We start from the raw sequence: 23,732 nt of genomic DNA, 5'->3' as shown, positions 1-23,732 counted from the left end.
AAAAACCCTTTTGAGGGTTTTTTTATTTTGTTTCTGGTACACTAACAAAAAAGACAGAAATGAGGGAAGCAGATGACACAAGAAAAAGTGATGTACGGTCTAGGGGCCGTTTTGTTTCTTTTAAACGTAATTGGTTTCGGCATACAAGGCTACTTGTTTGGATTAGGAGGAATCTTTTTATTAACGGTGTTCGCATTTTATACACTTGCTGTATTTCTTTATCATCGTTCTGAATCAGCAAAAAAAATGGGCACTTTACTTGTCTTGGCGTTTGGACTTGTAGCGATTGTCGGTGCATTTTATGCAGAATCGCAAGGTGGCGTCATTTGGTACTAAGGGAGGATAAGAATGAGTAAGGTCACGTTAATAGCAACAACGACAATGGGGTTAGAAGCGATATGTGCCCGTGAAGTAAAGGCACTTGGTTATGAAGATGTAACGGTTGAAAACGGCAGGGTCGTCTTTACATCATCAGTTGAAGCGATTCCCCGCGCAAATTTATGGTTAAGAACTGCAGATCGTATAAAAATTTTAGTTGGCTCATTTAAAGCATTGACATTTGATGAGCTGTTTGAAAAAACAAAAGCGTTGCCGTGGGCTGACCTATTACCACCACATGCAGAATTTCCGGTAATTGGCCGCTCGGTTAAATCACAATTATTTAGCGTTTCCGATTGCCAAGCTATTGTAAAAAAAGCGGTTGTAGAAAGCTTGAAAAAACAATACAAACGTGGATGGTTTGATGAAGATGGTCCATTATACCGAATTGAAGTCGCGTTATTGAAAGATCAGGCGCAACTTACGATTGATTCAAGTGGCGTCGGGCTACATCAACGTGGTTATCGAGCGTTACATAACCAGGCACCGTTAAAAGAAACGTTAGCGGCTGCGATGGTTCAACTCACCACGTGGAATGTAGATCGACCATTTGCAGATCCGTTTTGTGGATCTGGAACATTGGCAATTGAAGCAGCACTTATTGGACAAAATATTGCTCCTGGATTTAATCGTGATTTTGTATCGGAAGACTGGCACTGGGTCGGAGAAGATCATTGGAATAAAGCGCGGCAAGAAGTAGAAGATTTAGCAAAGTATGATCAAAAACTAGATATCGTCGGTTCAGATATTGATCACCGCTCGATTGAATTAGCGAAAAACAATGCTGCAGAAGCAGGTTTTGCCGATCTTATTTCGTTTAAACAAATGCAAATTAGTGATTTTAGTCACCGAGGACGTTACGGTGTGCTTGTTGCAAATCCACCATATGGAGAGCGGATAGGTGAACAAGAAGAAGTCGAAGCCATGTACAAAGATATGGGTCAAATCATGAAATCGTTTGAAACGTGGTCCGTTTATGTATTGACGTCGCATGAAGATTTTGAAACATTATACGGAAAAAAAGCGAGTAAAAAGCGCAAACTATATAACGGAAATATTAAAACCGATTATTATCAATTTTTCGGACCAAGACCACCACGTATCTAATGTTAGAAGGCAACCCAATTACAAAAAAGGGTTGCCTTTTTTATCAAAATAAAATAATTTCATTCACCGTATTAGAATTCATAAAAATTCACTAAACAGATAAACTAACAAAAAGGCATATAAGGAGTGAGTAAATTGAAAGATGGTTCTTGGATTTATATTCAAAGAGGGATGAACAAAATTTTAGGATGGATTGAAAAAAATCCTTCATGCATTTGCCAAGAATTAATGTATCAAACGTATTTTTTTTATACAATAGACAAGAGTCGTTCTAAGGAACCGATTTTAATCTATTATAAAGACATCATGCCCGTGGACAGTCATCTATTAGATATCGATTACCAAGCCTTACAGTTAGTGGCATTAGACCGCAATGATTTCTTATGGTTTCATGACTTAGGGTATAAACGGATGCTTTAACGTAAAGGGGTTACAACATGTATTCACTAGCTATTGATATTGGAACAACAAGCACGAAAGTCGTTTTATTCTCTCAGGACTACCTTCAGATCTCTGAGCACGAAACAAGCTATCCGTTAATTCAAGAAAAACCTTCTTATGCAGAACAAGATCCAGTCGCCATTCGTGAAGCTGCTTTACATAGTATGAGACAGATTCTTACCGAGACGGAAATCGCTCCAGCTGATATAACAAGCTTATCTTTTTCTTCAGCCATGCATTCTTTAATGGCTATAGACAAAACAGGTAGACCATTAACAAACTTACTAACTTGGGCAGATACACGCTCACAAACGATTACAAATACGTTAAAAGATACGGAACAAGGAAGACAATTTTATACAAAAACAGGAACACCCATTCATCCGATGTCTTGGATTGGGAAATTAACATGGATAAGAGAACATTGGCCAGAGATTTTTTCAAGCACCTATAAATTTATTTCTATAAAAGAATTTATATGTTTTCATTTATTTGGCGAATTCGCGGTAGATCAATCTTTAGCAAGTAGCACAGGGATATATAACCTGCACACAAAGCAGTGGGACGCTAGTATTCTATCATTCTTGCAGCTCGACCAAGAGAAACTATCACCAATTGTGCCGACAGACTATCGCTTCTCTAAAAGAACGGAAATTCTTCAAGCGTTTTCATTTGCAGAATCATGTACATTTACAATAGGTGCCAGTGATGGTGTGCTTGCGAATGTTGGCGCTGGAGGGCTAATTGAAAACGTTGCAACACTGACGATTGGGACAAGTGGCGCTGTACGAATGACAACTTCACAACCGTTAACCGATGCAGATATGAGAACGTTTTGCTACGTGCTAAATGATTCAACTTGGATTGCTGGTGGAGCGACAAATAACGGTGGTATTGCGTTGGAATGGTTTATTGAGCACTTTGCAAAAGGTGCCACTGTAAATGAGATCATTGAAGAAGCTTTTACCGTACGCCCAGGCGCAGACGGACTACTATTTTTACCATTTTTAAATGGTGAACGAGCACCTCACTGGAATGGAGAGGCAAGTGGAGCTTTTATTGGGATGAGACGAACACACACCCGTGCTCACTTTAGTCGTGCTGTGTTAGAGGGGATCCTTTACAGTTTACAATCCGTTTTAACATCTTTGGAAGAATCAGTTGCACCTATTACACGAATTCAAGCATCTGGAGGGTTTGCCCGATCAAAAAAATGGGTCCAGCTTCTCGCTGATATATCAGGAAAACCGGTTCGCCTGCAAGAAACATATCATGCTTCTGCATTAGGTGCAGTAAGGCTAGCACGTGGTGCGTTAGAAAAACAGAATCAAGCATATAGTGAGCAATTTGAACCGAACGAAACGGATCACCACATCTATAAGAAGCAATTTAATTTGTATGAGATGCTCTATAAGCAATTGGAACCAGCTTTTCCAAAATTAAATTCTCATGAAGGTAGTTAACCATATAAATATTATGTAAACTTATGTATAAAAAACAACTCTTTTGTTTATAGTAAAACAAAAGGGAGGTTGACTTCATGAATCAGTATTCAAACCAAGAAGATGGCTATCGCAATTTAGAACAAATTGAACTGGCGATTAAAGCCGCTCAACATATGATCGGACAAGCCACACGAAGCATGGACGGGCAGCAATTAGAAGCAGCAACGCAAGCACTTGAACAAGCGGAAGAACAATTTAAGCAAGCACTGGCTTACCAAGGGAATATAGACGAAGCTTTTTTTGCCCATTCTTCAGCGCTTCTCGATCAAGCTAGTCATCAGCTGGATGAAGCGCAGGACAACGACTATAGTTAAATGAAAAACATGAGCCAACGTTGGCTCATGTTTCTTTTATGAATAAAGGATGATCTAAATTATCAAATTTTGATTGGGTAAACATGACCATGTCACGATCGTCATCATAATCAATTTTCATGCCATCGATGTACCATAAATCATCTTTAGCAACAAAGAACTGAATGCCTTTTTTCTCAAGCATCTCATAATTATGCCCTTCAATTTCTCTCGTAATACCCACAGAAAAACCACCTGAACCTACTCCGCCAACTCGTACAAACAATCGAAGCTGATCGCCTGGTGTTAAATTCATTTCATTTTGATAAAACGCTACTGCCGCATCGGTAATTTCAACATTCATCTTATCACTCCTACGAGATTAGTGTATCATAACTTCAATCTCTCGTCTTTTGTCTTGTCCTACAAGCAATTTAGACGTATGCTAGAACGGAAGGGTGGCGATAACATGACTCAAACCGAAGAAAAATTTCTTGAATATTTAAAACGAAAAAATCATTTTGAACAAATGCTTGGTCTAGTAATTTGGGATGCACGAACTGGGGCTCCAGCTGGTGGCGTTACGCAGCGTGCTGAAATAATGGAGACGTTATCAAGTGAATTGTACGAGATGACAACTTCAGGTGATTTAAAAGATTTAATTGATGAATTAAAAAAAGAACAAGAGCAATCGGAAATATTAAGTAGAGCTATTGAAGAAGCAGAAAAAGCGTATAATCAGAATACAAAAATCCCAGTTGATGATTATTTAGCATTTGTGAAGTTGCAAACGAATGCAGAAGTCAAGTGGGAAGAAGCAAAGGAAAAAAACGATTTTGAAATCTTCAAACCTTATTTACAAGAGATTGTCGCATTTAAAAAGCGTTTTGTTCAATACTTAGGCTATGAACAACATCCATACAATACCCTATTGGATCAATATGAGCCTGGTGTTTTCACCGACACCCTTGATACCGTATTTGCAACAATAAAAGAACACCTTATCCCTTTGATTCAGAAAGTCATACATGCATCTGACCAACCGGATACTTCGTTTCTTTTTAAATCATTTCCAAAAGAAAAACAAGAAGAACTAAGCAAATCTTTTTTAAACACGATGGGCTACAATTTTAACAAAGGTCGTTTAGATGAAAGTGTACATCCTTTTGCAATCGGCATAAACCCAAGTGATGTGCGCGTAACAACGAAATACAATGAACAAGATTTTCGTGTTGCACTGTTGGGAACCATTCACGAAGGAGGACATGCGCTATATGAGCAAAACATATCAGAAGAGTTGATCCCATACGGTCTAGCAAGTGGCACATCAATGGGCATTCATGAATCCCAATCCCTTTTCTGGGAAAAATTTATTGGACAATCGTATCCTTTTTGGGAAGCTATGTATGCAGATTTAACGACATTCGCGCCAGCTCAATTTAAACATGTCTCGTTACAAGACTTTTATTTCGGTTTAAACGAAGCAAAACCGTCGATGATTCGCATAGAAGCAGATGAATTAACATACTGTTTACATATTATTCTTCGTTATGAACTTGAAAAAGGGTTATTTGAAGGATCAATAGAGGTTGAGGATTTACCAAAGCTTTGGAACGAAAAAATGGAAGAATACTTAGGGATTGTGCCAAGTAACGATGGTGAAGGGGTTTTACAAGATGTACACTGGTCATCTGGAGACTTTGGCTACTTCCCGTCTTACGCTCTTGGATTTATTTATGCAGCACAAATAAACGAAGTGTTAAAACAAGAATTCCCGAACTTTGAGGAATTAGTAAGAACAAAACAACTTGAACCAATCCGTGTATGGCTAACGGAACGAATTCACCAATATGGTGCAGTGAAAAAGCCAAAAGACCTTATTGAAAGCATCACAGGTGGTGGAATTGATCCAACACCTCTCATTCAGTATTTAACAGAGAAATACACAAAGCTTTATCGCTTATAAAAAAAAGACTTGGAAATGTTCCAAGTCTTTTTCATTATGAAGCACGCTGATCAATGACACTTAACACGTCCATAAAGCCAAACAGCAGCATTTCAAGTGCGAAGAAAGTTAAAATGAGCCCTGTAAATTTCGTCACAAAGAAAAGGGCACGATTGTTTAACTGGCCGTATACCCAACATATTAGCAAGTGAAGGGCATAAGATACACAGTATACAGCAAAAAAAGCCAAGTATGTAACGTAAGCCGTTATGGATTTAGGCTGATTTGCCGTTAATTGTTTAACAGAATGAAGCATTTCTTCAATGCTTGAAAATCCATCTTCAACCGACGTGTGAAACCAGTCTTTCCAATTGGATGAAATCGGACTATTCTTCCGCATTAAGGTAATGGCAATTGATAAAATAACAAGACCGCCAAGCATTTGCATAAATCCAATAGGGACATAAGCCCAAGAGAATATAACTTGTGCGACAAGAAGAATAAAGATACTTATGGCTACAGTAAATAAGACTGTGCCCGATACATATTCTTCACCATCAACCGTTTGTTTCGGTTTACTCATATGATTAAAAAAGATCGGATAAGTGACAGAAAAAATCGATGCAAAAGAATGGATAAAAAAGGAAAACATTAGACTCACTCCTTTTTGCGCATATTCTACGTTCGTTATCTTTGGAAGTTGCTTGTAGTTTGTCCGAGAAAAAAGAGACTATACATGATTTATAAAAAAATTAATTGGAATAAGTTATGTATGATTGTGTAATAAAACCATGCACTTATTAAGTTTACATAATAATTAATATGTATACTTAATTTGTTCCGTATACACGAAAAGGAATGGGACTAAACGTATGTTGTCGTTTGAAACACCGATAATGACAATTAGTTATGAGTACCACTCTCGCTTTTCCGCGGTTACAAGCACAAAATCCGTTTTACTTCCGTTAACCATATCTTCTTTGTTGCGGACTCTTAAGCTCTTATACCAGCATGATAAAGAACAAAGAAAAGACGATTAATCTCTTGATTAACCGTCTTTTCAGCACGTGTCCCATCCTCGTATCTACCACGAATGAATCGCTTTAATTTTCGCTTCATAGTCTACATGTGCATACACTTGGGTTGTGGCAACAGATTCGTGGCCTAATAACTGTTGCAACGTCAATACATTTACACCATTCCGAATAAGCGCCGTCGCGAAACTATGACGAAGTTTATGTGCCGTGATGGTTCGGTTCGCAAGAGAAGGGATCGTCATTTTTGCTCGATCTATTAATCGTTGGATCATTTTTTGCAGCGCACTTACACCGATAGAAGGCGTATACGCCATCGTCCGAAAATCAAAGCCGACCAAAAGAGCGTCGTGTTGGTTAGGTCGAACATCAACAGGTAGACTATCGACGTATTGTCGAATAACTTGCAAAACTTCTTCCGACAACGGAATCGTCCGCTGTTTATTGCCTTTGCCAAGTACTCGCATTTCCTGGTGAGAGAAATGGATGTCGGCATGTTCAAGGGACGCTAGTTCAGACACCCGTAATCCGGTGCGTACAAGAAGCATAATTGCTGTATAATCCCGCATCCGCAGCAACTCGTGATATTTTTTTTGCCTTGCGCTTAACCCTTCTTCACTTAATGCTAGGTTTACAATTGCTTTCATTTCTTCAATCGACAAATATATCGGTTCCCGTTTTTTAACTTTTGGCCGTGTCACGGATAAAACAGGGTTTTCTGAAAGTCCATATTGTTTTATTAAATAATGAAAGAGCGATTGAAGAGCAGATAGTTTTCGGTTGATCGTTTTCGCTTCATTTTCTAACTCCATTGCTAGAAACGAAACATAATGTTCAATACCTTGTTGATTTAATTGGGCAAAGTCATTTAGCTTGATTGCTGTTGATGAAAACATTTCTTCATCACTTTGCCGCTGGACAAAATTAAAAAAATCTACGTAATCATAAATATAGCGTTGAATCGTTGAATGACTATAACCTAACGACAAAATATATTGGACATAGCCTTGGATAAAATCAGGCATATCATCTAAACGTCGGAACGTGTGCTTGTCACGATTAATCTGCTGCTGATCCTTTCGAGAATCGTGTTGATTAATTTTAGCGAATATCGACATCTTGGTCACCTCAACTCTAGTTTAACGTAAAATAAACGTTCTGTGAAATGATTATTTCATGGAACGTTTATTTTGCAGTTATTAATGAAAGGCTGAGTAATTGTCTTTCTCATTGCAAAAATCCAATACTTGCGTTCAGCTGAAAAATAAGCGAAAATTTGTTTTTGCAAACCCTTTCAATTTTCTGCGATCTTCTTCATAATGAAAGGGAGGAGAACGGATTGCATGAGGCAGGAGGTCAGGTCAATATGGAAAATGAAGTGATTGTTGTTACTGGCGGTAGCAGCGGAATGGGAAAAGCTATGGTTAAACAATTTGCCCAAGCAGGAGCACGTGTTATTGTTTGCGCGCGAAATGAAGAACGACTTGCACAAACAAAGCAAGAGCTCGAAACATTCCCTGAGCAAATTCAAACGTTTGCTTTAGACGTACGAAACCGCGAAGATATCGAAAGAATGGTCCAAGACGTCTATGAGCATGTTGGGCCAATTACAGGCGTTGTGAATAATGCTGCTGGAAATTTTCTTTGTCCGTCCGAAGATTTAAGTGAAAATGGTTGGCACGCTGTCATTGATATTGTTTTAAACGGAACATGGCATATGACACAAACAATTGGAAAACGCTGGATTACCGACCAGCAAACAGGATCAATGGTAAATATTGTGGCCACCTACGCTGAAACAGGAGGACCAGGAGTTGTTCATTCAGCCAGTGCCAAAGCTGGGGTGTTAGCGATGACGAAAACCCTCGCGGTTGAGTGGGGCGCATCTTACGGCATTCGCGTCAATGCGATCGCGCCAGGGCCTATCGAAAATACTGGTGGGGTTGACAAGCTAATCCAAAGTGAAAAGGCACACAAAATGGCATTAAAAAGCGTTCCTTTGCAGCGCTTCGGTAAAGGAGAAGAAGTCGCTCGTTTAGCGCAATACTTACTTTCCCCTGAAGGATCGTATATAAATGGAACGTGCGTTACAATAGACGGCGGACAGTCGATCGGCCAATCTGGGTTCCTTACGGGAGCCGCAGCATTTCAACGATAACACGCGAAACTATTCGCGTGTTTTTTTCATGATAATAAGGTTAACTAGGCATGATAACGGGTAAGAATAAAGAGCGTTTTTGTTAAAAGGGGTGTAGGGAGTATTGATTACATTTAATCATGTGTCAAAAGAGTACGACGATGGAACAAAGGCTGTAGCTGAAGCAGATTTCACGATTGAAAAAGGAGAGTTTTTTGTCTTGATCGGACCAAGCGGGTGCGGCAAAACAACCACTTTAAAAATGATCAATCGATTAATTTCGCCAACTACAGGAGATATTTTAATTGATAATAAAAATACGGGACATGGTGATATTCATCAATTGCGTTGGAATATAGGGTACGTGTTGCAGCAAATCGCATTGTTCCCCCATATGACCGTAGCTGAAAACATTTCTATTGTTCCAGAATTAAAAGGATGGAAACGAGACGAAACGATTGCTCGGATTGATGAACTGTTAACGTTAGTTGGACTCGAACCAGAAACGTATCGAGACCGTTTACCTGAAGATCTGTCCGGTGGTCAACAACAACGTGTCGGTGTGGCAAGAGCATTAGCTGCTAATCCTGATATTTTGTTAATGGACGAGCCATTTAGTGCGCTCGACCCTATTTCCAGAGCATCACTACAGAAGGATGTTAAAGCACTGCAACGAGAAATTAAAAAAACCATCGTGTTTGTTACGCACGATATGGATGAAGCAAAATTGCTAGGTGATCGTATCGCGATGATGGAAAGCGGTCGTGTCTTACAAATCGGTACCGTTCAGCAACTTCTAGCAAATCCCGCTTCTGAATCAGTCGCTCAATTTTTGGCGAAAGCGAGCTCGGAACACAATCCAACAATTAAAACGGTTCTTTCTTCTAACGAAGAAAGTGAGTATGTCAAAGAAACCCTTGACGAGGGAAGACAAGAGTTACAGTTTGTTGTTTCTGGATCTGGTGAATTAGAGGGCGTCTTTTACTTTGGACAACCAATTATTAACTATCAAACAGTAGCTGCTGACGCAACGATTGAAGAAGCATTTCAACAATTAGAAGAACGAAATTTTGCAGCACTTCCTGTCATTGAGAATGGAAGATGCATTGGAACCGTCTCGTATCAAAACCTAGCTAAATTAGCAATTCAACCATCACTTCATCACGCATAACCCTAATGTAATTGAAAGGATAAGTGAATCGTTAGGGTTCGTGCAGACGATCGATTCCACTTAATTCACGTATGACATCTTTTTGGGAATCTTATTTTACACTTTTTGAAGAACGATCAGACTTATTGCTACAATCGTTTTGGGAACATCTACAACTTTCACTTATCTCGTTATTAATTGCCGTTGCCATTGCGATTCCAATTGCGATTTTACTTACACGGTATACGCGTTATTCTGAATTTGTCATCGGCATTGCAGCGGTTTTGCAAACCATTCCTTCGCTAGCTTTACTCGGATTTTTAGTTCTATTTGTAGGGATTGGGATTACACCCGCAATTGTTGCGCTTACAGCATATGCGCTCTTGCCAATATTGCGAAATACGTATACAGGGATAAAAGAAGTTGACCCTGCGTTAATTGAAGCAGCAAAAGGAATGGGGATGAACGGACGTAAGAGATTGTTGAAAGTTGAGCTACCTCTTGCAATGCCAACCGTCATGGCAGGTATTCGTACGTCCATGGTTTTAATAGTAGGAACGGCCACGCTAGCTGCCTTAGTAGGCGGAGGTGGACTTGGTCAGATTATTATGCTCGGAATCCAGCGTACAAGCAATGAGTATATTTTATTCGGTGCATTACCAGCTGCTTTACTCGCGCTCTTCTTTGACTTTATTTTGCGCTTTACAGAACGTCGCACAAAGAAAAAAGGAGCTGGATCTTATAAGCCTATAATGGCAGTTGTTGTGTTAGCACTATTAATTGTTCTCGTTCCGCCAACGGTCAATGCCGTACGTGGTGTAGGACAAGCAGATATCGTCATCGGTGGGAAAATGGGGCCTGAGCCACCAATCTTAGCAAATATGTACAAGCATTTAATTGAACAAAAAACCGATTTAGAAGTCGAAGTTATAGCACCACTTGGAACAACGAGTGTAAACTTTAATGCGCTTGAAGTCGATGATATCGCGATTTACCCTGAATTCACTGGAACTGTACTAGCGGATTTATTGAATATTGAAGACTTTAGTTATGATGAGCGTGAATCTTATGAGCAAGCTCGCGATGGGATTTTCGAGGAAACTGGTGACATCTTGCTCGAACCAATGGGTTTCCAAAATACGTATGCGCTTGCCATGCCACGTGACTTGGCAGAAGAGCTAGAAGTGGAGACGATTTCTGATCTTGCTCCTTATGCCAACGAATTAGATGTCGGCTTTACATTTGAATTTGCTGATCGTGAAGATGGATATGGTGGCTTTGAAGAAGTGTATGGTTTTGAATTTGACAACGTCACAACCATTGATGTTTCTACCCGCTATCAAGCAATTTCAAATGGCAGCATTCAATTGAGCGATGTCTTTTCAACTGACCCACAAATTGTGGAGTATGATATGGTTGTGTTAGAAGATGACGGTACACTCTTCCCACCTTATCAAGCTGCGCCGCTTGTTAGTGGCTTTGCGATGAACCAGTATCCCGAACTTGAGGATATTTTAAATCAATTAGCTGGTGTTGGTAACGAAGACGAAATTTCTGAACTTAATTACCGTGTCGACATTAATGACGAAGATCCGGCTGATGTTGCACGTGAATTTTTACAAGAAAAAGGACTACTAAACCAATAAAAGGAGTGTACAGACATGAAAAACCCAACTGATCAACGAATAAAAGAAATATTAGACACGAAAAAGCGTATTGCAGTAGTTGGATTATCAGATAATCCAGATCGTACAAGCTACATGGTTACACAAGCCATGCAAGATGCAGGGTATAAAATTGTACCGATTAATCCTAATGTCGAGCACGTTTTAGGCGAAAAATCTTATCGCTCGATTTCAGACTTAGATGTAGAAGTTGATATGGTAAACATCTTCCGCAGAAGCGAATTTTTACCTGAACTCGCAAAGGAAACCGTAGAGGCTGGCATTCCTATATTCTGGACACAGTTAGGTGTTGTTGATAAAGGGGCATATGACTACCTGCAAGAACATAACGTGGAAACCGTTATGGATCGCTGTATTAAAGTGGAGCACGCAAAATTTAAATAAACAATACCCGTACTGCAAATGGTTGTGGTACGGGCTTTTTATGGAAAAATTTGCAGTGCTCAAACAGTCGTGATAAGGTTTTAATAGAAAAAAACTGTTGCATCAAGGAAAACATTGACTAAAATAAAGATGGAGTATATTCTTTTTACAGAACACTTGTACTCATATGTGGGCTGCTAATAAGGAAGGGGAACGGAATGGCAAAACAACATGAATATAATGATGATTCCATCCAGGTACTTGAGGGGCTCGAGGCAGTCCGTAAAAGACCAGGAATGTATATTGGTTCTACCGATGCACGTGGGTTGCATCACCTCGTATATGAAATTGTCGATAACGCCGTAGATGAAGCGTTAGGAGGGCATGGGGCTTCAATCTATGTCACAATCCATAAAGATGGGAGCGTGTCCATCCAAGATGAAGGAAGAGGGATGCCAGTCGGCATGCACCGATCTGGCAAACCGACGCCAGAAGTCATTTTTACCGTTTTGCACGCAGGAGGTAAGTTCGGTCAAGGGGGCTATGCAACAAGTGGCGGTTTACACGGTGTAGGTGCTTCTGTTGTTAATGCCCTTTCGAGTTGGTTAGAAGTAGATATTAAACGAGATGGTCACCGGTATGTACAGCGATTCGAAAAGGGTGGGAAACCAGTCACAACGTTAGAAAAAAAAGGCAAAACAAGAGGGTCTGGAACGATTGTTCGCTTTAAACCCGATGAGTCCATTTTCTCAAACGTTAATTTTAATACCGAGATGCTTTCCGAGCGTTTAAGAGAAGCGGCGTTTTTATTACGTGGCGTTGCAATTACGTTAAAAGACGAACGAGCAGGAAAAGAGATGGAAGAGCTCTTTCAATTCGAAACGGGGTTGGAAGCGTTTGTTGATTATTTAAATGAAGGAAAAGAACCGCTACATCCTGTTGTGTCATTTTCAGGACAAACAAACGGGATTGAAATGGACTTTTCTTTTCAATTTCATGATGCGTATACAGAGAACGTCTTATCCTTTGTCAATAATGTTCGGACGCGTGATGGAGGTACTCATGAACTTGGCGCAAAGACGGCGGTCACAAGAATGATGAACGAACATGCGAAAAAAGTCGGCTTGCTTAAAGAGAAAGACAAAAAACTTGATGGCTCAGACATTCGTGAAGGTTTTACCGCTGTCATTTCGGTTCGTGTACCAGAAGCGAAACTTCAGTTTGAAGGTCAAACGAAAAGCAAGCTTGGTACTGCAGAAGCCAGACCAGCAGTTGATGCCATTATTTCAGAGCAGCTCTCCTACTATTTAGAAGAGAATCCAACAGTTGCGACTTCTTTGATCAAAAAGTCCATTAAAGCAGCTCAAGCACGGGAAGCCGCCCGCAAAGCTCGTGAAGATGCTCGAAATGGAAAGAAAAACAAGCGAAAAGATGTATTATTGAGTGGGAAGTTAACGCCTGCACAATCCCGAAATCCTGAGCGAAATGAGCTTTATTTAGTCGAGGGGGATTCAGCCGGTGGTTCAGCAAAGCAAGGACGGGATCGGAAATTCCAAGCTGTACTACCACTGCGAGGCAAAGTGATTAATACGGAAAAAGCAAAACTTGATGATATTATGAAAAACGAAGAAATTCGCACAATCATCCACACGATTGGCGCTGGTGTTGGCGCTGATTTTGACTTATCAGACTGTAATTACGACAAAATTGTCATTATGACCGATGCAGATACAGATGGAGCGCATATCCAAGTATTGCTATTAACGTTCTTCTATCGCTATATGAAACCTCTCCTTGATAGTGGCAAAATTTACATTGCACTGCCACCTCTGTATAAAGTGAGCAAAGGTTCAGGGGCGAAAGAGAAAGTCGAATATGCGTGGGAAGAAACCGAACTCCAAAAAGCGTTAAAGACGATTGGGAAAGGCTCAACCGTACAACGCTATAAAGGTTTAGGTGAGATGAACGCAACGCAGCTTTGGGAAACAACGATGGATCCCGAGACACGTACATTAATTCGTGTTCGATTAGAAGATGCTGCTCGTGCAGAAAGACATGTAGCAACTTTGATGGGTGACAAAGTAGAGCCTCGACGGAAATGGATAGAAAGCCACGTAGCATTTGGTTTAGAAGAAGAGACGAACATCCTAGAAAATGAAAACCTTCATGTTGGGGAGGAAGCATAAATGGCAAAAGCAGAAAAGTACCTTGATCTCCCCCTAGAAGATGTAATTGGAGATCGCTTTAGTCGATATAGTAAGTACATTATTCAAGAACGAGCACTACCTGATGCAAGGGATGGGTTAAAACCGGTGCAGCGTCGTATTCTGTATGCGATGTATACAGATGGAAATACTGCGGACAAACCTTATCGAAAAGCAGCAAAAACGGTCGGAAATGTTATTGGGAACTATCATCCACATGGTGATAGTTCTGTCTATGATGCGATGGTTCGTATGAGTCAAGATTGGAAAGTACGTCAACTCTTAATTGATATGCACGGAAATAACGGGTCAATTGATGGCGATCCCCCTGCAGCCATGCGTTATACAGAAGCTCGTTTGTCAAAGATTAGCGCAGAACTCATGCGGGATCTGGACAAGGGAACGGTAGACTACATTCCGAACTTCGATGATTCCATTGAAGAACCGGTCGTGTTGCCAGCCATGTACCCAAATCTCTTAGTGAATGGTTCAACCGGTATCTCCGCAGGGTACGCAACGGATATCCCACCTCATCATCTACCAGAAATCATTGATGGCGCTGTTCGCTTAATGGAAAAGCCAGAAACAACAATTGATGATCTTCTCACAATTATTAAAGGGCCTGATTTTCCAACAGGCGGAATCGTCCAAGGCTTGGATGGTATTCGCAAAGCGTATGAAACCGGAAAAGGAAAAGTCGTTGTCCGTGCGAAAACTGCTTTTGAAGAAGTACGAGGCGGTCGCACGCAAATCGTGATAACCGAACTCCCTTATGAAGTCGTAAAAGCCAACCTTGTTAAGAAAATGGACGAAATTCGGTTTGATAAAAAAGTAGATGGCATCGCCGAAGTACGAGACGATACCGATCGAACAGGCATGAAGATTGTCGTGGAATTGAAAAAAGAAGCGGAACCAAACGCCATCTTAAACTACTTGTTTAAGCATACCGACTTGCAAGTGATGTATCATTTCAATATGGTTGCGATTTACAAAAAGACGCCACAACTTATGGGCCTTAAAGCACTGTTGCAAGCATATATTGACCACCAAAAAGATGTGTTCACAAGAAAATCGCAATTTGAATTAAAAAAAGCACAAGAGCGTGCCCACATTGTCGAAGGCCTCATCAAAGCTGTTTCCATTTTAGATGAAGTCATTGCGGTCATTCGCGCATCAAAAGATAAAAAAGATGCAAAACAAAACCTTCAAGATCAGTTTGCCTTTACCGAACCGCAATCCGAAGCGATCGTGAATTTGCAACTTTATCGTTTAACAAATACAGATATTACAACGCTTGAGCAAGAAGCAGATGAATTAAAAAAGCGAATCGCTGAACTGGAAGCGATTCTTGCAAGTGAGAAAAAATTAATTAGCGTCATTAAAAAAGAGCTGCTACAAGTAAAGAAACAATTTCATTCTGAGCGTCGAACCGTTATTAAAGAAGAAATTGAAGAAATAAAGATTGATATGGATCAGCTCGTTGCAACAGAGGATGTTCGCGTCACAATTACTCATTCAGGGTACGTGAAACGGACAAGCCTTCGATCTCATACAGCATCAAGCAAGGATGCACCTGGTATGAAAACAGGTGATACGGTGCTGCAATCCCAAGTCGCATCCACGACAGATGTCCTGCTTCTCTTTACGAAAAAAGGCAACTATCTCTATTTGCCGATTCACCAGCTCCCGGATATACGCTGGAAAGATGACGGTCAGCACATTGCCAATTTAATTCCGATCGATTCCGATGACGAACTGGTTGAATCGATGATCGTTTCATCGTTTGATACAGGAGAGTCGTTGCTGTTTATGACTCGCAATGGGATGATTAAACGATCAGAATTAAAGTTATATCAAGCTCAACGCCACTCAAAGCCACTTATGGCGCTTAAACTAAAAGAAGATGACGCGTTAGCATCTGTAGAAAAAACAAATGGCAAGAAAGAACTTTTTGCAGCAACACATTTAGGCTATGGCTTATGGTTCTCAGAAACCGATGTATCTCTCGTTGGACAGCGAGCAGCTGGTGTGAAGGGGATGAACGTCAAACCTGATGATTTCATTGTTGGCTTTGAAACGTTTGAACTTGAAGATTCAGTTGAATTCCTTTGTGTCACGCAAAGAGGGTCCGTTAAACGCATGCCGATTACTGAATTTGAAAAATCAAGTCGAAACAAACGCGGTTCTGTTTTACTGCGAGAATTAAAATCAAACCCACACCGCTTAGTCGGCTTTAAAAAGATTACATCAGAAACAAAACAATTTATCATTCAAACCGATCGAGACGAGCGTGTGCTTGTTGACCCGAGTACGTATCGTCGAGCCGATCGCTATTCGAACGGTTCATACGCATATGATGAGAATGAGCGTGGAAAAGCACAACATTTAAAAATCGTCATTGATACGACAGAGTAAGAATAAATATACAGAAAGCACGATTGTAGTGACAAGCTGCAGTCGTGCTTTTTTGAGCCGTCTCTCTGTACGTTAAGTGAAAAGTGTGCGTATAATGACTCTAATTGGAAGTGAAAGGAGTGTACATGATGGAAATGAACGCGTACCCTTTAGTCGTTGAACATTTAAGTAAGTCGCTCGGCGGAAAGCCGGTGATTCAAGACTTATCCTTTTCGCTGGAACGGGGTAAAATTTATGGGTTCTTAGGACCGAATGGATCTGGAAAAACAACGACAATTCGGATGATGGTTTCACTCATTAAACCAGATGACGGGGAGGTTTATATTGAAGGAAACAGCCTATCTTTAAATCGCGAGCAAGCGCTAGAACATGTAGGTGCCATTGTTGAAAACCCAGATTTATATACCTACTTAACAGGTATGCAAAATTTACAGCATTTTGCAGATATGAGTCCACGGCCTATCACGAAAGAACGAATGGAAGAAGTCGTGAAACTTGTAGATTTAGAACATGCGATACATAAAAAAGTAAAGTCATATTCATTAGGAATGAAGCAACGTCTAGGCATTGCTATTTCAATTTTGCATCGTCCAAGTGTCTTGCTTTTAGACGAACCAACGAATGGATTAGACCCTCAAGGGATACGAGATCTCAGGGACTATTTACGGCAGCTTGCCACAAAAGATGAAGTAACATTACTTGTTTCAAGTCACCAACTAAGTGAAATTGAGATGTTGTGTGACCGTGCTGTCATTATTAAAAATGGCCAGCTCGTCGATGAAGTAAGTGTGAAGGCAATGAAAGAACAATCGGAAACGGTCACGGTATCAATTGAAGTAGAGCCACTATTCGAGGCCGAACAGCTCTTAAAAGAAGAGTGGAACGTGGCACAGATCGAGCAACATTTAGAGATTAAGAATGTATCGTTTCAAGAAATTCCAAACGTTATTCATAAACTCAGTCAAGCATCTTTATCGGTCTATAGCTTATCGTATAAAAAACGCTTAGAAGATGCGTACTTCTCCTTAACAGAAGAAAAAGGAGGGACGCCAAAATGATGCTTTCGCTAATGAAAAACGAATTTAAAAAAGCATGGTATGGACGGAAAATATGGATCTTTCTTATCGTCCTCTTTGGAAGTCTATTGCTAGGAACCGGCCTTACGCTACTGGCAGACTCATTTGCTGGGAGTGTTTTACTAGGTCAGCTTTTTCTCGTTCTTGGTTTTACGACGCTTGCCCAAATGATTAACATATACGTTGTAATACAAATGACAGGTGCTGTTGCAGGTGAGTTTCGCTCTGGAACGATTAAGCAATTACTAATTCGTCCTGTTTCCCGTCACACTTTATTATTTGCAAAATGGGTTACCACCCTTTTAATTGGTTTAGGACTCTATATCGCTATGAGTCTCGTCATCTACCCAATTCATATGATTCTCTTTAACGGTGATTCTAGCTTATCGTGGGGAGAAGGGTTTCTCACAACACTTCGGTTTATGTTGTATTCTTTACCTGGGATGACCTTTTATTTTACACTTGCCCTTTTAATTGCGACACTGACTCGAAACACAGCTATTACAATTGTCGTTGCGCTTATCCCTTATTTTTTCGGTGGAATATTTACGACTCTAAACGAGTTTTTTGAATGGCCGAAATGGATTGTATTAACCCATGTTGATTTAATTAACATTTTTGAACTGCAAATGTTCTCAGCGCCGTTTGATGGTTTATGGCAATCAGTTCTCTTTATACTAGGACATAGCATCCTTTTCCTCATTCTCGGGCATATGCTTTTCAAAAAGCGTGATGTCATTTAATGTCTGTCGTCTTCCAATGTCTATTTGTTTGAACAAAGAATGATAAGGGAACAGTAGACTATATACGATAGGAGGATGGCTTATGTCATTAACGAATGATCAATTTAAATTTTTGAAAAAAGAATTAGAATCAATGAAAGCATCAATAGAAAATCGGACCTCTACTCCTGAAGGAGAAATGTCTGAAATTCGTGGTGATATTGCCAGAGGTGTGGATAATCATTTAGCTGAAACTGCTTCAGAATATGAAGACCGTGTAAAGTCGCAGACGATTAATGAAGCCGATGAACAACGTCTTTCAGAAATTAATGAAGCCTTAGAGCGTATGGAAGAAGGAACTTACGGAATCTGTGTGGATACTGGTAAAGAAATTCCGTATGAACGACTAGAGGCACTTCCTTATGCAAAACGAACAACGGAAGCTCAAGAACAAGCGGAAGAGCCATTCGCAGATAGTAGCGAAGAAGATCGAGCAGTAGGATTGCATCATGCACAACTTGACCGTGATACAGAAACAACAAGAGAATTAGAGCGCGAACAAGATGCAGACCAGCACTCCGGTGAAGCAGATGCCGATCACCATTATGATGATAAGACAGATGAGCAAAGCAATCAATAACAAAAGAAAGAAGCCACTCAGGTTAATGAGTGGCTTCTTTTTAATTTGTTTTTGTATCATCAAAACCGAAACGAATAAAGCGAATAACCGTTCGAAAAAAGCCGATATCGTTGAGGATGACGATAAGCACGAGTAAAACCGGACCTAAGAAAAGCCCAAAAGCACCAAACAACTGTAGTCCAGCAAACAGTGAAATTAAAACCGCTACTGGATTTAAATTCATATTTGTCGACAATATCTTCGGTTCAAGCATTTGCCTAATAATCACGATGATGACATAGAGAATGGCGATCCCTAATCCCCCTGAAATATCTCCTGTTACAAAAAGATAGACAAACCACGGAATTAATATGGTCCCAGTTCCTAAATAAGGCAGCAGTTCAGCAATCCCAACAACAATTGCTAGCATCCAGGCGTTTTCAACGTTAAGGATAAGCAACCCTACAAACACAATGATTGCTGTAACCATCATGAGAATGATCTGAGCGCGAATGAATCCAAATAAACGAATCCGCGTTGCTTGTACAAACTCTTTTCCTTTAGAACGAACTTTACGGGGAATGTGGCGATCGTATACCGATTGGTAAAAACTCCAGCTTTTTCCCATAAAATAAATACTTAAGATAATAAACAGAAAGGCAACTAGAAAACTTGGAAGGCCAATAAGGATATTTCCAATAAGATCTAACGCAGCCTGTCCAAGATCACCGACAAGATTACTTATCGAAGTCCCTAATTGATTAATCCCTTCTGAGAGCGGACTGGTGCCACCTGCATCGAACTGATCGAACGTTTGAAGGAATTGGTGCCACAGCGGCAAAATCGTTTCATTAAAGAAGATTTGAATCTTTTCAGCACCTTCTTCAATCCAAGTCGGGACTTGTTCGAAAAACTCGCGCAAACTAAAGTACACAAGAAACACAATCCCTGTTAAAACGGCACTTATTGCTAAGATGCCACCTAATAAACCAAATAAACTTGCAAATCCTTTGTTAAATTTCAATTTATATTGAAAAAAACGGGCAACCGGTTGAAGCATCCATGCAAATAATGCCGCAAACCAGAATGGATATGTAAGGGAAAACACTCTGGCAACGAGCCAGCCAAACAAAATAAGAGAAAGAATGATTATGAATGTGCGTAAAACCATCCAACCAACTTCTTTAGACAAAGACACACCTTCTTCCAACGACAAGTAAGCTTTCTTTTATCTTATTGTATAAGAGCGCTTATTTTACTGTCAAATCTATACAAGAACACCTAGACATCGAACGTATCCTATCACGTAGCGAGATCTAGGTGTTTTACATTACGATGATTCAACTTCAGTTAAGTTTTCCAGTGGAAGGACTAAAATCTCGACGCGGCGATTTTGTTCTCTTCCTTCTGTCGTATCATTTGACGCTACTGGATGGTACTCACCGTATCCTGTATAAGAGAGTTGATGCGCTTCTAAATAATTCGATTCTAAGAATAGCTTCATTACATTATATGCACGAGCGCCACTTAAATCCCAATTAGATTCAAATGTTGCTCCAGCCATCGGAACATTATCGGTATGTCCAGATACTTGAATATAGCGAGGGGGGTCAGACGCAAGCATTGCAGACAGTTGTTCCATTAGCTCATGAGAGTTTTGTCTTAACTCGGCGCTTCCAGAATCAAACAAAATACCGTCGTTAATCGTAATGAGTAACCCCGATGCACCAAGCTCCGTTTGCAAACGGTCAGCCAGTGCTTTTTCTTCTATGTACCCGTTAAGCTGGGATTGCAGTTGCTCCAGTTCGGATTTCTCAACTTTCGCTGCTTCGCTTAATAACTCTGTCGAGATGGTCGAATCTTCGGTAGGGCTTTCGTCTTCAACAATCGAATCTTGATAATCAAGAATGCCTTTGCCACCGAGGGTTTCAGAAAGGACAACGCGCAATTCATCATATTTTGCTTGATCGACTTGACCCATGGCAAACAACACAATAAACAACGCGACTAATAACGTTAGCATATCGGCATAAGGTAGAAGCCACGATTCATCCACATGCTCATCTTCAGATCGCGATCTAGATCTCCGCTTCTGCAACATTTTTGCTCTCGACTCCTCCCTTTACGCGATGTTGTTTCTTCTCTTCTAGATACACACTTAAGTATTCTTCGATCGAACGAGGAGAGCTTCCGTTAATAATGGCAATGGTACCTTCAATAATCATGTGTTGGTGTAAAACCTCAACCTTTGACTTTCGTTTTAATTTATTTGCAAAAGGGTGCCAAAGTACGTAACCAAAGAAAATCCCGAGCAGGGTAGCAACGAAAGCAGCAGCAATCGATTCCCCTAGCATGGTAATATCGTCTAGATTCCCTAAAGCAGCAATTAAACCGAGCACTGCTCCTAAAACACCTAAGCTTGGGGAGTATGTGCCTGCTTGACTAAAGATAGCGGCTCCTGAAGCATGTCGTTCTTGCATCGCATCAATGCGCTCGTGCATCGCATGACGAATAAAATCAGGGTCCTGGCCATCGATCATCATGCGAATCGCTTGTCTAAAAAAAGGATCTTCAATCTCGTCAATTTTGCCTTCCAACGCAAGCATGCCATCTCGTCTAGATATGGATGCATACTCAACAAAATGTTCAATGATTTCCTCTTGGGTTTCATCTTTTCTATTTGAAAAAAGAACGCGGAAGAGCTTTGGAATTCGTTTAATATCGTCAAAAGGAAACGCAATAAACACACAAGCAAACGTTCCTAATAAGATGATGACAATTGCTGCAGGATTTAGTAATACTTCAAGACTTGATCCTTTTAAAAGGATGCCAAGTACGATTGTGCAAAAACCTAAAAATATACCAATGTACGACGACTTATCCATGAATGTCTCCTTTAGTTAAAAATATAAGACCTTGCCTTACTAATTAAATCGGTTCATTCCATTCGACATTGAAGTAAGAACACGAATTTCATCAATTGTTCACATGAATTGAGTCTAAAGGATGATCCATACATGGGTAATATTGCATAATAATTCTCCAATTGACCATAGTAAAAGAGAGGGAGGCGTTTACGTTGAGATCTTACTCTTCAGTTCGATGGCTACTTGTCATTGTAGGTGCTATTTTTGCTGCTGTCGCGATTGAATTATTTTTATTACCAAATAACATTATCGACGGTGGGATTATCGGGATATCTTTAATCTTAAACCGCATAACGTCAATTAATTTTGGATTACTCGTCTTTCTCTTGAACATTCCTTTCTTATACATAGGCTATAAACATTTAGGAAAATCTTTCTTCGTTTACTCTCTTCTTGGAATCATTGGATTAGCCGCAACTGAAGCGATCTTGCATCAGTTTCATTTTGCGCCAATTACAGATACCCCTTTATTAGCCACGATTTTTGGTGGGCTACTACTAGGAATTGGAGTGGGAATCGTCATTCGTAATGGCGGTGCCATGGATGGAACAGAAATTTTATCCTTACTTATCACAAAACGATTGCCGTTTACCGTAGGCGAATGCGTACTCGTTTTTAATATTTTTGTCTTTGCATGGGCAGTTTTTGTATTTGGCATTGAGAATGCGATGTACTCCGTGCTGACGTACTATGTTGCTGCGAAAGCGATTGATACCGTTGTAGAAGGGTTAGATTCAACAAAAGCGGTCATGATCGTGTCAAGTCACTACGATGAACTAACAAAAATTCTTACGCAGCGGTTAGGAAAAGGGGTTACACGGTTAAAAGGACAGGGCGGTTACGAGGGTGACGAAAAAGACGTGCTTTATGTTGTCGTGAAGCGAATGGAAATTATGCAGCTCAAAAAAGCCATCTATGCGGTAGATAAGCATGCCTTTTTCACCATTATTAATGCACATGAATCCAGAGGATCGACATTTAAACGAAAAGACGATCATTAACTGACATTCTTTGTGACTGTATGTACTAGTGATAAATCCTCATTTTTAATGGTTTTGATGGTTGTCACAACCTATCCCTGTTATACTATACGAGGGTATGGTATATTGGTTGAGAATAACATACTAAAGGAGTGTTACATATGCGTAAAAAAAATCATCTATTAACGGCAACACTTATCGGACTAGCCTTTACACTGGTTGCATGTGGAAATGGAGAAACAGACGATACCTCTTCATCAGATGAGAATCATGACATGCATGATGAAGCTGGTGACGAACATGCAGGGCATGAGATGGATTTGTCAAGCTCAGGCGAGATACCTGAAGGGTTAGAAGATGAAGATGATCCGTTGTTTCCGGTAGGAACTACAGCCTATATTGAAGAGGGGCATATGCCTGAAATGAACGGTGTTGAAGTGGTAATAACAGGAGCGTTTGATACGACCGTCTATACAGTTTCTTATGAACCAGCAGATGGTGGGCAGCAAGTGGAAGATCATGAATGGGTCGTACATGAAGAATTTGTTGAAGTTGGGGAAGAACCGCTTGAAATCGGTGAGGAAGCAACGATGAATGCCTCTCATATGCCAGGAATGGAAGGCGCTGTAGCGGAAATCGATTCGGCACAGAGTACAACGGTGTATATGGTTGATTTTACCACAACAGATGGAGAAGAAGTCCAGAATCACAAATGGGTCGTTGAAGATGAATTAATGGCTGTCGATTAAGG

At 40.3% G+C, this 23,732-nt stretch carries 23 protein-coding genes; 17 read left to right on the top strand and 6 right to left on the bottom strand.

The features are described 5' to 3' along the window. Positions 1 to 72 precede the first annotated feature (72 nt). The 5 genes from ABC361_RS10120 to ABC361_RS10100 all read left to right on the top strand — a co-directional run bounded on the left by ABC361_RS10120 (position 73) and on the right by ABC361_RS10100 (position 3,745). Positions 73 to 336: a hypothetical protein gene (locus ABC361_RS10120; RefSeq protein ID WP_413073868.1), complete on the top strand. Its 264-nt coding sequence runs from the start codon at positions 73 to 75 to the stop codon at positions 334 to 336. A 12-nt stretch (positions 337 to 348) separates the two neighbouring features. Continuing rightward, a complete protein-coding gene (locus tag ABC361_RS10115) occupies positions 349 to 1,485 on the top strand; it encodes a THUMP domain-containing class I SAM-dependent RNA methyltransferase (RefSeq protein ID WP_413073867.1) in 1,137 nt (378 codons plus the stop codon). Positions 1,486 to 1,620: 135 nt separating this feature from the next. Next, complete coding sequence (locus tag ABC361_RS10110; RefSeq protein ID WP_413073866.1) at positions 1,621 to 1,905, top strand: hypothetical protein; 285 nt, start codon at positions 1,621 to 1,623, stop codon at positions 1,903 to 1,905. Between the two features lie 17 nt (positions 1,906 to 1,922). Further along, the gene (locus ABC361_RS10105) at positions 1,923 to 3,389 is read left to right on the top strand and encodes a gluconokinase (protein WP_413073865.1); all 1,467 of its coding nucleotides are present in this window, start codon (positions 1,923 to 1,925) and stop codon (positions 3,387 to 3,389) included. Between the two features lie 77 nt (positions 3,390 to 3,466). Beyond that, entirely contained in the window at positions 3,467 to 3,745 is a 279-nt protein-coding gene (locus ABC361_RS10100; RefSeq protein WP_413073864.1) for a DUF2564 family protein, read from the top strand. A gap of 25 nt (positions 3,746 to 3,770) precedes the next feature. Here ABC361_RS10100 and ABC361_RS10095 read toward each other — a convergent pair whose 3' ends face one another. Next, complete coding sequence (locus ABC361_RS10095; RefSeq protein ID WP_413073863.1) at positions 3,771 to 4,088, bottom strand: iron-sulfur cluster biosynthesis family protein; 318 nt, start codon at positions 4,086 to 4,088, stop codon at positions 3,771 to 3,773. A 105-nt stretch (positions 4,089 to 4,193) separates the two neighbouring features. Here ABC361_RS10095 and ABC361_RS10090 point away from each other — a divergent pair, with 105 nt between their 5' ends. After that, positions 4,194 to 5,690, top strand: coding sequence for a carboxypeptidase M32 (locus ABC361_RS10090; RefSeq protein WP_413073862.1), 1,497 nt, complete (start codon positions 4,194 to 4,196; stop codon positions 5,688 to 5,690). 34 nt (positions 5,691 to 5,724) lie between these two features. Here ABC361_RS10090 and ABC361_RS10085 read toward each other — a convergent pair whose 3' ends face one another. Together ABC361_RS10085 and ABC361_RS10080 are read right to left on the bottom strand one after the other, a co-directional pair. After that, complete coding sequence (locus ABC361_RS10085; RefSeq protein WP_413073861.1) at positions 5,725 to 6,321, bottom strand: sulfite exporter TauE/SafE family protein; 597 nt, start codon at positions 6,319 to 6,321, stop codon at positions 5,725 to 5,727. 432 nt (positions 6,322 to 6,753) lie between these two features. Beyond that, positions 6,754 to 7,821 carry a tyrosine-type recombinase/integrase gene (locus ABC361_RS10080; protein WP_413073860.1) on the bottom strand — a complete coding sequence of 356 codons (1,068 nt, stop codon included), beginning with the start codon at positions 7,819 to 7,821 and terminating at the stop codon, positions 6,754 to 6,756. Positions 7,822 to 8,069: 248 nt separating this feature from the next. Here ABC361_RS10080 and fadH point away from each other — a divergent pair, with 248 nt between their 5' ends. From fadH to ABC361_RS10035, 9 genes are all read left to right on the top strand, one after another. Then, positions 8,070 to 8,861, top strand: coding sequence for a 2,4-dienoyl-CoA reductase (gene fadH / locus ABC361_RS10075; RefSeq protein WP_413075751.1), 792 nt, complete (start codon positions 8,070 to 8,072; stop codon positions 8,859 to 8,861). Positions 8,862 to 8,964: 103 nt separating this feature from the next. Then, entirely contained in the window at positions 8,965 to 10,011 is a 1,047-nt protein-coding gene (locus ABC361_RS10070; protein ID WP_413073859.1) for an ABC transporter ATP-binding protein, read from the top strand. Between the two features lie 71 nt (positions 10,012 to 10,082). Next, positions 10,083 to 11,636 (top strand): ABC transporter permease/substrate-binding protein, encoded by a 1,554-nt coding sequence (locus ABC361_RS10065; protein WP_413073858.1) that lies wholly within the window; start codon positions 10,083 to 10,085, stop codon positions 11,634 to 11,636. Positions 11,637 to 11,651: 15 nt separating this feature from the next. After that, entirely contained in the window at positions 11,652 to 12,059 is a 408-nt protein-coding gene (locus tag ABC361_RS10060; RefSeq protein WP_413073857.1) for a CoA-binding protein, read from the top strand. A 197-nt stretch (positions 12,060 to 12,256) separates the two neighbouring features. Continuing rightward, on the top strand, positions 12,257 to 14,224 hold the full coding sequence (parE, locus tag ABC361_RS10055) for a DNA topoisomerase IV subunit B (RefSeq protein WP_413073856.1): 1,968 nt from the start codon (positions 12,257 to 12,259) through the stop codon (positions 14,222 to 14,224). Continuing rightward, positions 14,225 to 16,657 (top strand): DNA topoisomerase IV subunit A, encoded by a 2,433-nt coding sequence (gene parC, locus ABC361_RS10050; protein ID WP_413073855.1) that lies wholly within the window; start codon positions 14,225 to 14,227, stop codon positions 16,655 to 16,657. A gap of 134 nt (positions 16,658 to 16,791) precedes the next feature. After that, a complete protein-coding gene (locus tag ABC361_RS10045) occupies positions 16,792 to 17,715 on the top strand; it encodes an ABC transporter ATP-binding protein (protein ID WP_413075750.1) in 924 nt (307 codons plus the stop codon). Further along, entirely contained in the window at positions 17,712 to 18,476 is a 765-nt protein-coding gene (locus ABC361_RS10040) for an ABC transporter permease (RefSeq protein WP_413073854.1), read from the top strand. The genes ABC361_RS10045 and ABC361_RS10040 overlap by 4 nt, the downstream gene beginning before the upstream one ends. Positions 18,477 to 18,558: 82 nt before the next feature. After that, complete coding sequence (locus tag ABC361_RS10035; RefSeq protein ID WP_413073853.1) at positions 18,559 to 19,095, top strand: TraR/DksA family transcriptional regulator; 537 nt, start codon at positions 18,559 to 18,561, stop codon at positions 19,093 to 19,095. Positions 19,096 to 19,135: 40 nt separating this feature from the next. Here the strand turns inward: ABC361_RS10035 and ytvI are convergent, their stop codons facing one another. The 3 genes from ytvI to motA all read right to left on the bottom strand — a co-directional run bounded on the left by ytvI (position 19,136) and on the right by motA (position 21,959). Next, complete coding sequence (ytvI, locus tag ABC361_RS10030) at positions 19,136 to 20,266, bottom strand: sporulation integral membrane protein YtvI (RefSeq protein WP_413073852.1); 1,131 nt, start codon at positions 20,264 to 20,266, stop codon at positions 19,136 to 19,138. Between the two features lie 138 nt (positions 20,267 to 20,404). After that, positions 20,405 to 21,175 carry an OmpA family protein gene (locus ABC361_RS10025; protein ID WP_099300769.1) on the bottom strand — a complete coding sequence of 257 codons (771 nt, stop codon included), beginning with the start codon at positions 21,173 to 21,175 and terminating at the stop codon, positions 20,405 to 20,407. Beyond that, positions 21,153 to 21,959 (bottom strand): flagellar motor stator protein MotA, encoded by an 807-nt coding sequence (gene motA / locus ABC361_RS10020; protein WP_099300768.1) that lies wholly within the window; start codon positions 21,957 to 21,959, stop codon positions 21,153 to 21,155. Before motA ends, ABC361_RS10025 begins: the two co-directional genes overlap by 23 nt. Before the next feature lie 161 nt (positions 21,960 to 22,120). Between motA and ABC361_RS10015 the strand changes: the two genes are divergently transcribed. Then, positions 22,121 to 23,002 (top strand): YitT family protein, encoded by an 882-nt coding sequence (locus ABC361_RS10015; protein ID WP_413073851.1) that lies wholly within the window; start codon positions 22,121 to 22,123, stop codon positions 23,000 to 23,002. A 140-nt stretch (positions 23,003 to 23,142) separates the two neighbouring features. After that, positions 23,143 to 23,730 (top strand): YdhK family protein, encoded by a 588-nt coding sequence (locus ABC361_RS10010; protein WP_413073850.1) that lies wholly within the window; start codon positions 23,143 to 23,145, stop codon positions 23,728 to 23,730. Positions 23,731 to 23,732: the final 2 nt, after the last annotated feature.

Source organism: Shouchella phoenicis, from assembly GCF_047238345.1.
GTDB lineage: Bacteria > Bacillota > Bacilli > Bacillales > Bacillaceae_D > Shouchella.
The sequence above is the reverse complement of the archived record's forward strand: the minus strand, read 5'-3'. Positions and strand labels throughout refer to the sequence as shown.

Coding starts and splice junctions, on each gene's coding strand:
- ABC361_RS10120 (WP_413073868.1), top strand. CDS start 73: ATGACACAAGAAAAAGTGATGTACGGTCTAGGGGCCGTTTTGTTTCTT.
- ABC361_RS10115 (WP_413073867.1), top strand. CDS start 349: ATGAGTAAGGTCACGTTAATAGCAACAACGACAATGGGGTTAGAAGCG.
- ABC361_RS10105 (WP_413073865.1), top strand. CDS start 1,923: ATGTATTCACTAGCTATTGATATTGGAACAACAAGCACGAAAGTCGTT.
- ABC361_RS10100 (WP_413073864.1), top strand. CDS start 3,467: ATGAATCAGTATTCAAACCAAGAAGATGGCTATCGCAATTTAGAACAA.
- ABC361_RS10095 (WP_413073863.1), bottom strand. CDS start 4,088: ATGAATGTTGAAATTACCGATGCGGCAGTAGCGTTTTATCAAAATGAA.
- ABC361_RS10090 (WP_413073862.1), top strand. CDS start 4,194: ATGACTCAAACCGAAGAAAAATTTCTTGAATATTTAAAACGAAAAAAT.
- ABC361_RS10085 (WP_413073861.1), bottom strand. CDS start 6,321: ATGTTTTCCTTTTTTATCCATTCTTTTGCATCGATTTTTTCTGTCACT.
- ABC361_RS10080 (WP_413073860.1), bottom strand. CDS start 7,821: ATGTCGATATTCGCTAAAATTAATCAACACGATTCTCGAAAGGATCAG.
- fadH (WP_413075751.1), top strand. CDS start 8,070: ATGGAAAATGAAGTGATTGTTGTTACTGGCGGTAGCAGCGGAATGGGA.
- ABC361_RS10065 (WP_413073858.1), top strand. CDS start 10,083: ATGACATCTTTTTGGGAATCTTATTTTACACTTTTTGAAGAACGATCA.
- ABC361_RS10060 (WP_413073857.1), top strand. CDS start 11,652: ATGAAAAACCCAACTGATCAACGAATAAAAGAAATATTAGACACGAAA.
- parE (WP_413073856.1), top strand. CDS start 12,257: ATGGCAAAACAACATGAATATAATGATGATTCCATCCAGGTACTTGAG.
- parC (WP_413073855.1), top strand. CDS start 14,225: ATGGCAAAAGCAGAAAAGTACCTTGATCTCCCCCTAGAAGATGTAATT.
- ABC361_RS10045 (WP_413075750.1), top strand. CDS start 16,792: ATGAACGCGTACCCTTTAGTCGTTGAACATTTAAGTAAGTCGCTCGGC.
- ABC361_RS10040 (WP_413073854.1), top strand. CDS start 17,712: ATGATGCTTTCGCTAATGAAAAACGAATTTAAAAAAGCATGGTATGGA.
- ABC361_RS10035 (WP_413073853.1), top strand. CDS start 18,559: ATGTCATTAACGAATGATCAATTTAAATTTTTGAAAAAAGAATTAGAA.
- ABC361_RS10025 (WP_099300769.1), bottom strand. CDS start 21,175: ATGTTGCAGAAGCGGAGATCTAGATCGCGATCTGAAGATGAGCATGTG.
- motA (WP_099300768.1), bottom strand. CDS start 21,959: ATGGATAAGTCGTCGTACATTGGTATATTTTTAGGTTTTTGCACAATC.
- ABC361_RS10010 (WP_413073850.1), top strand. CDS start 23,143: ATGCGTAAAAAAAATCATCTATTAACGGCAACACTTATCGGACTAGCC.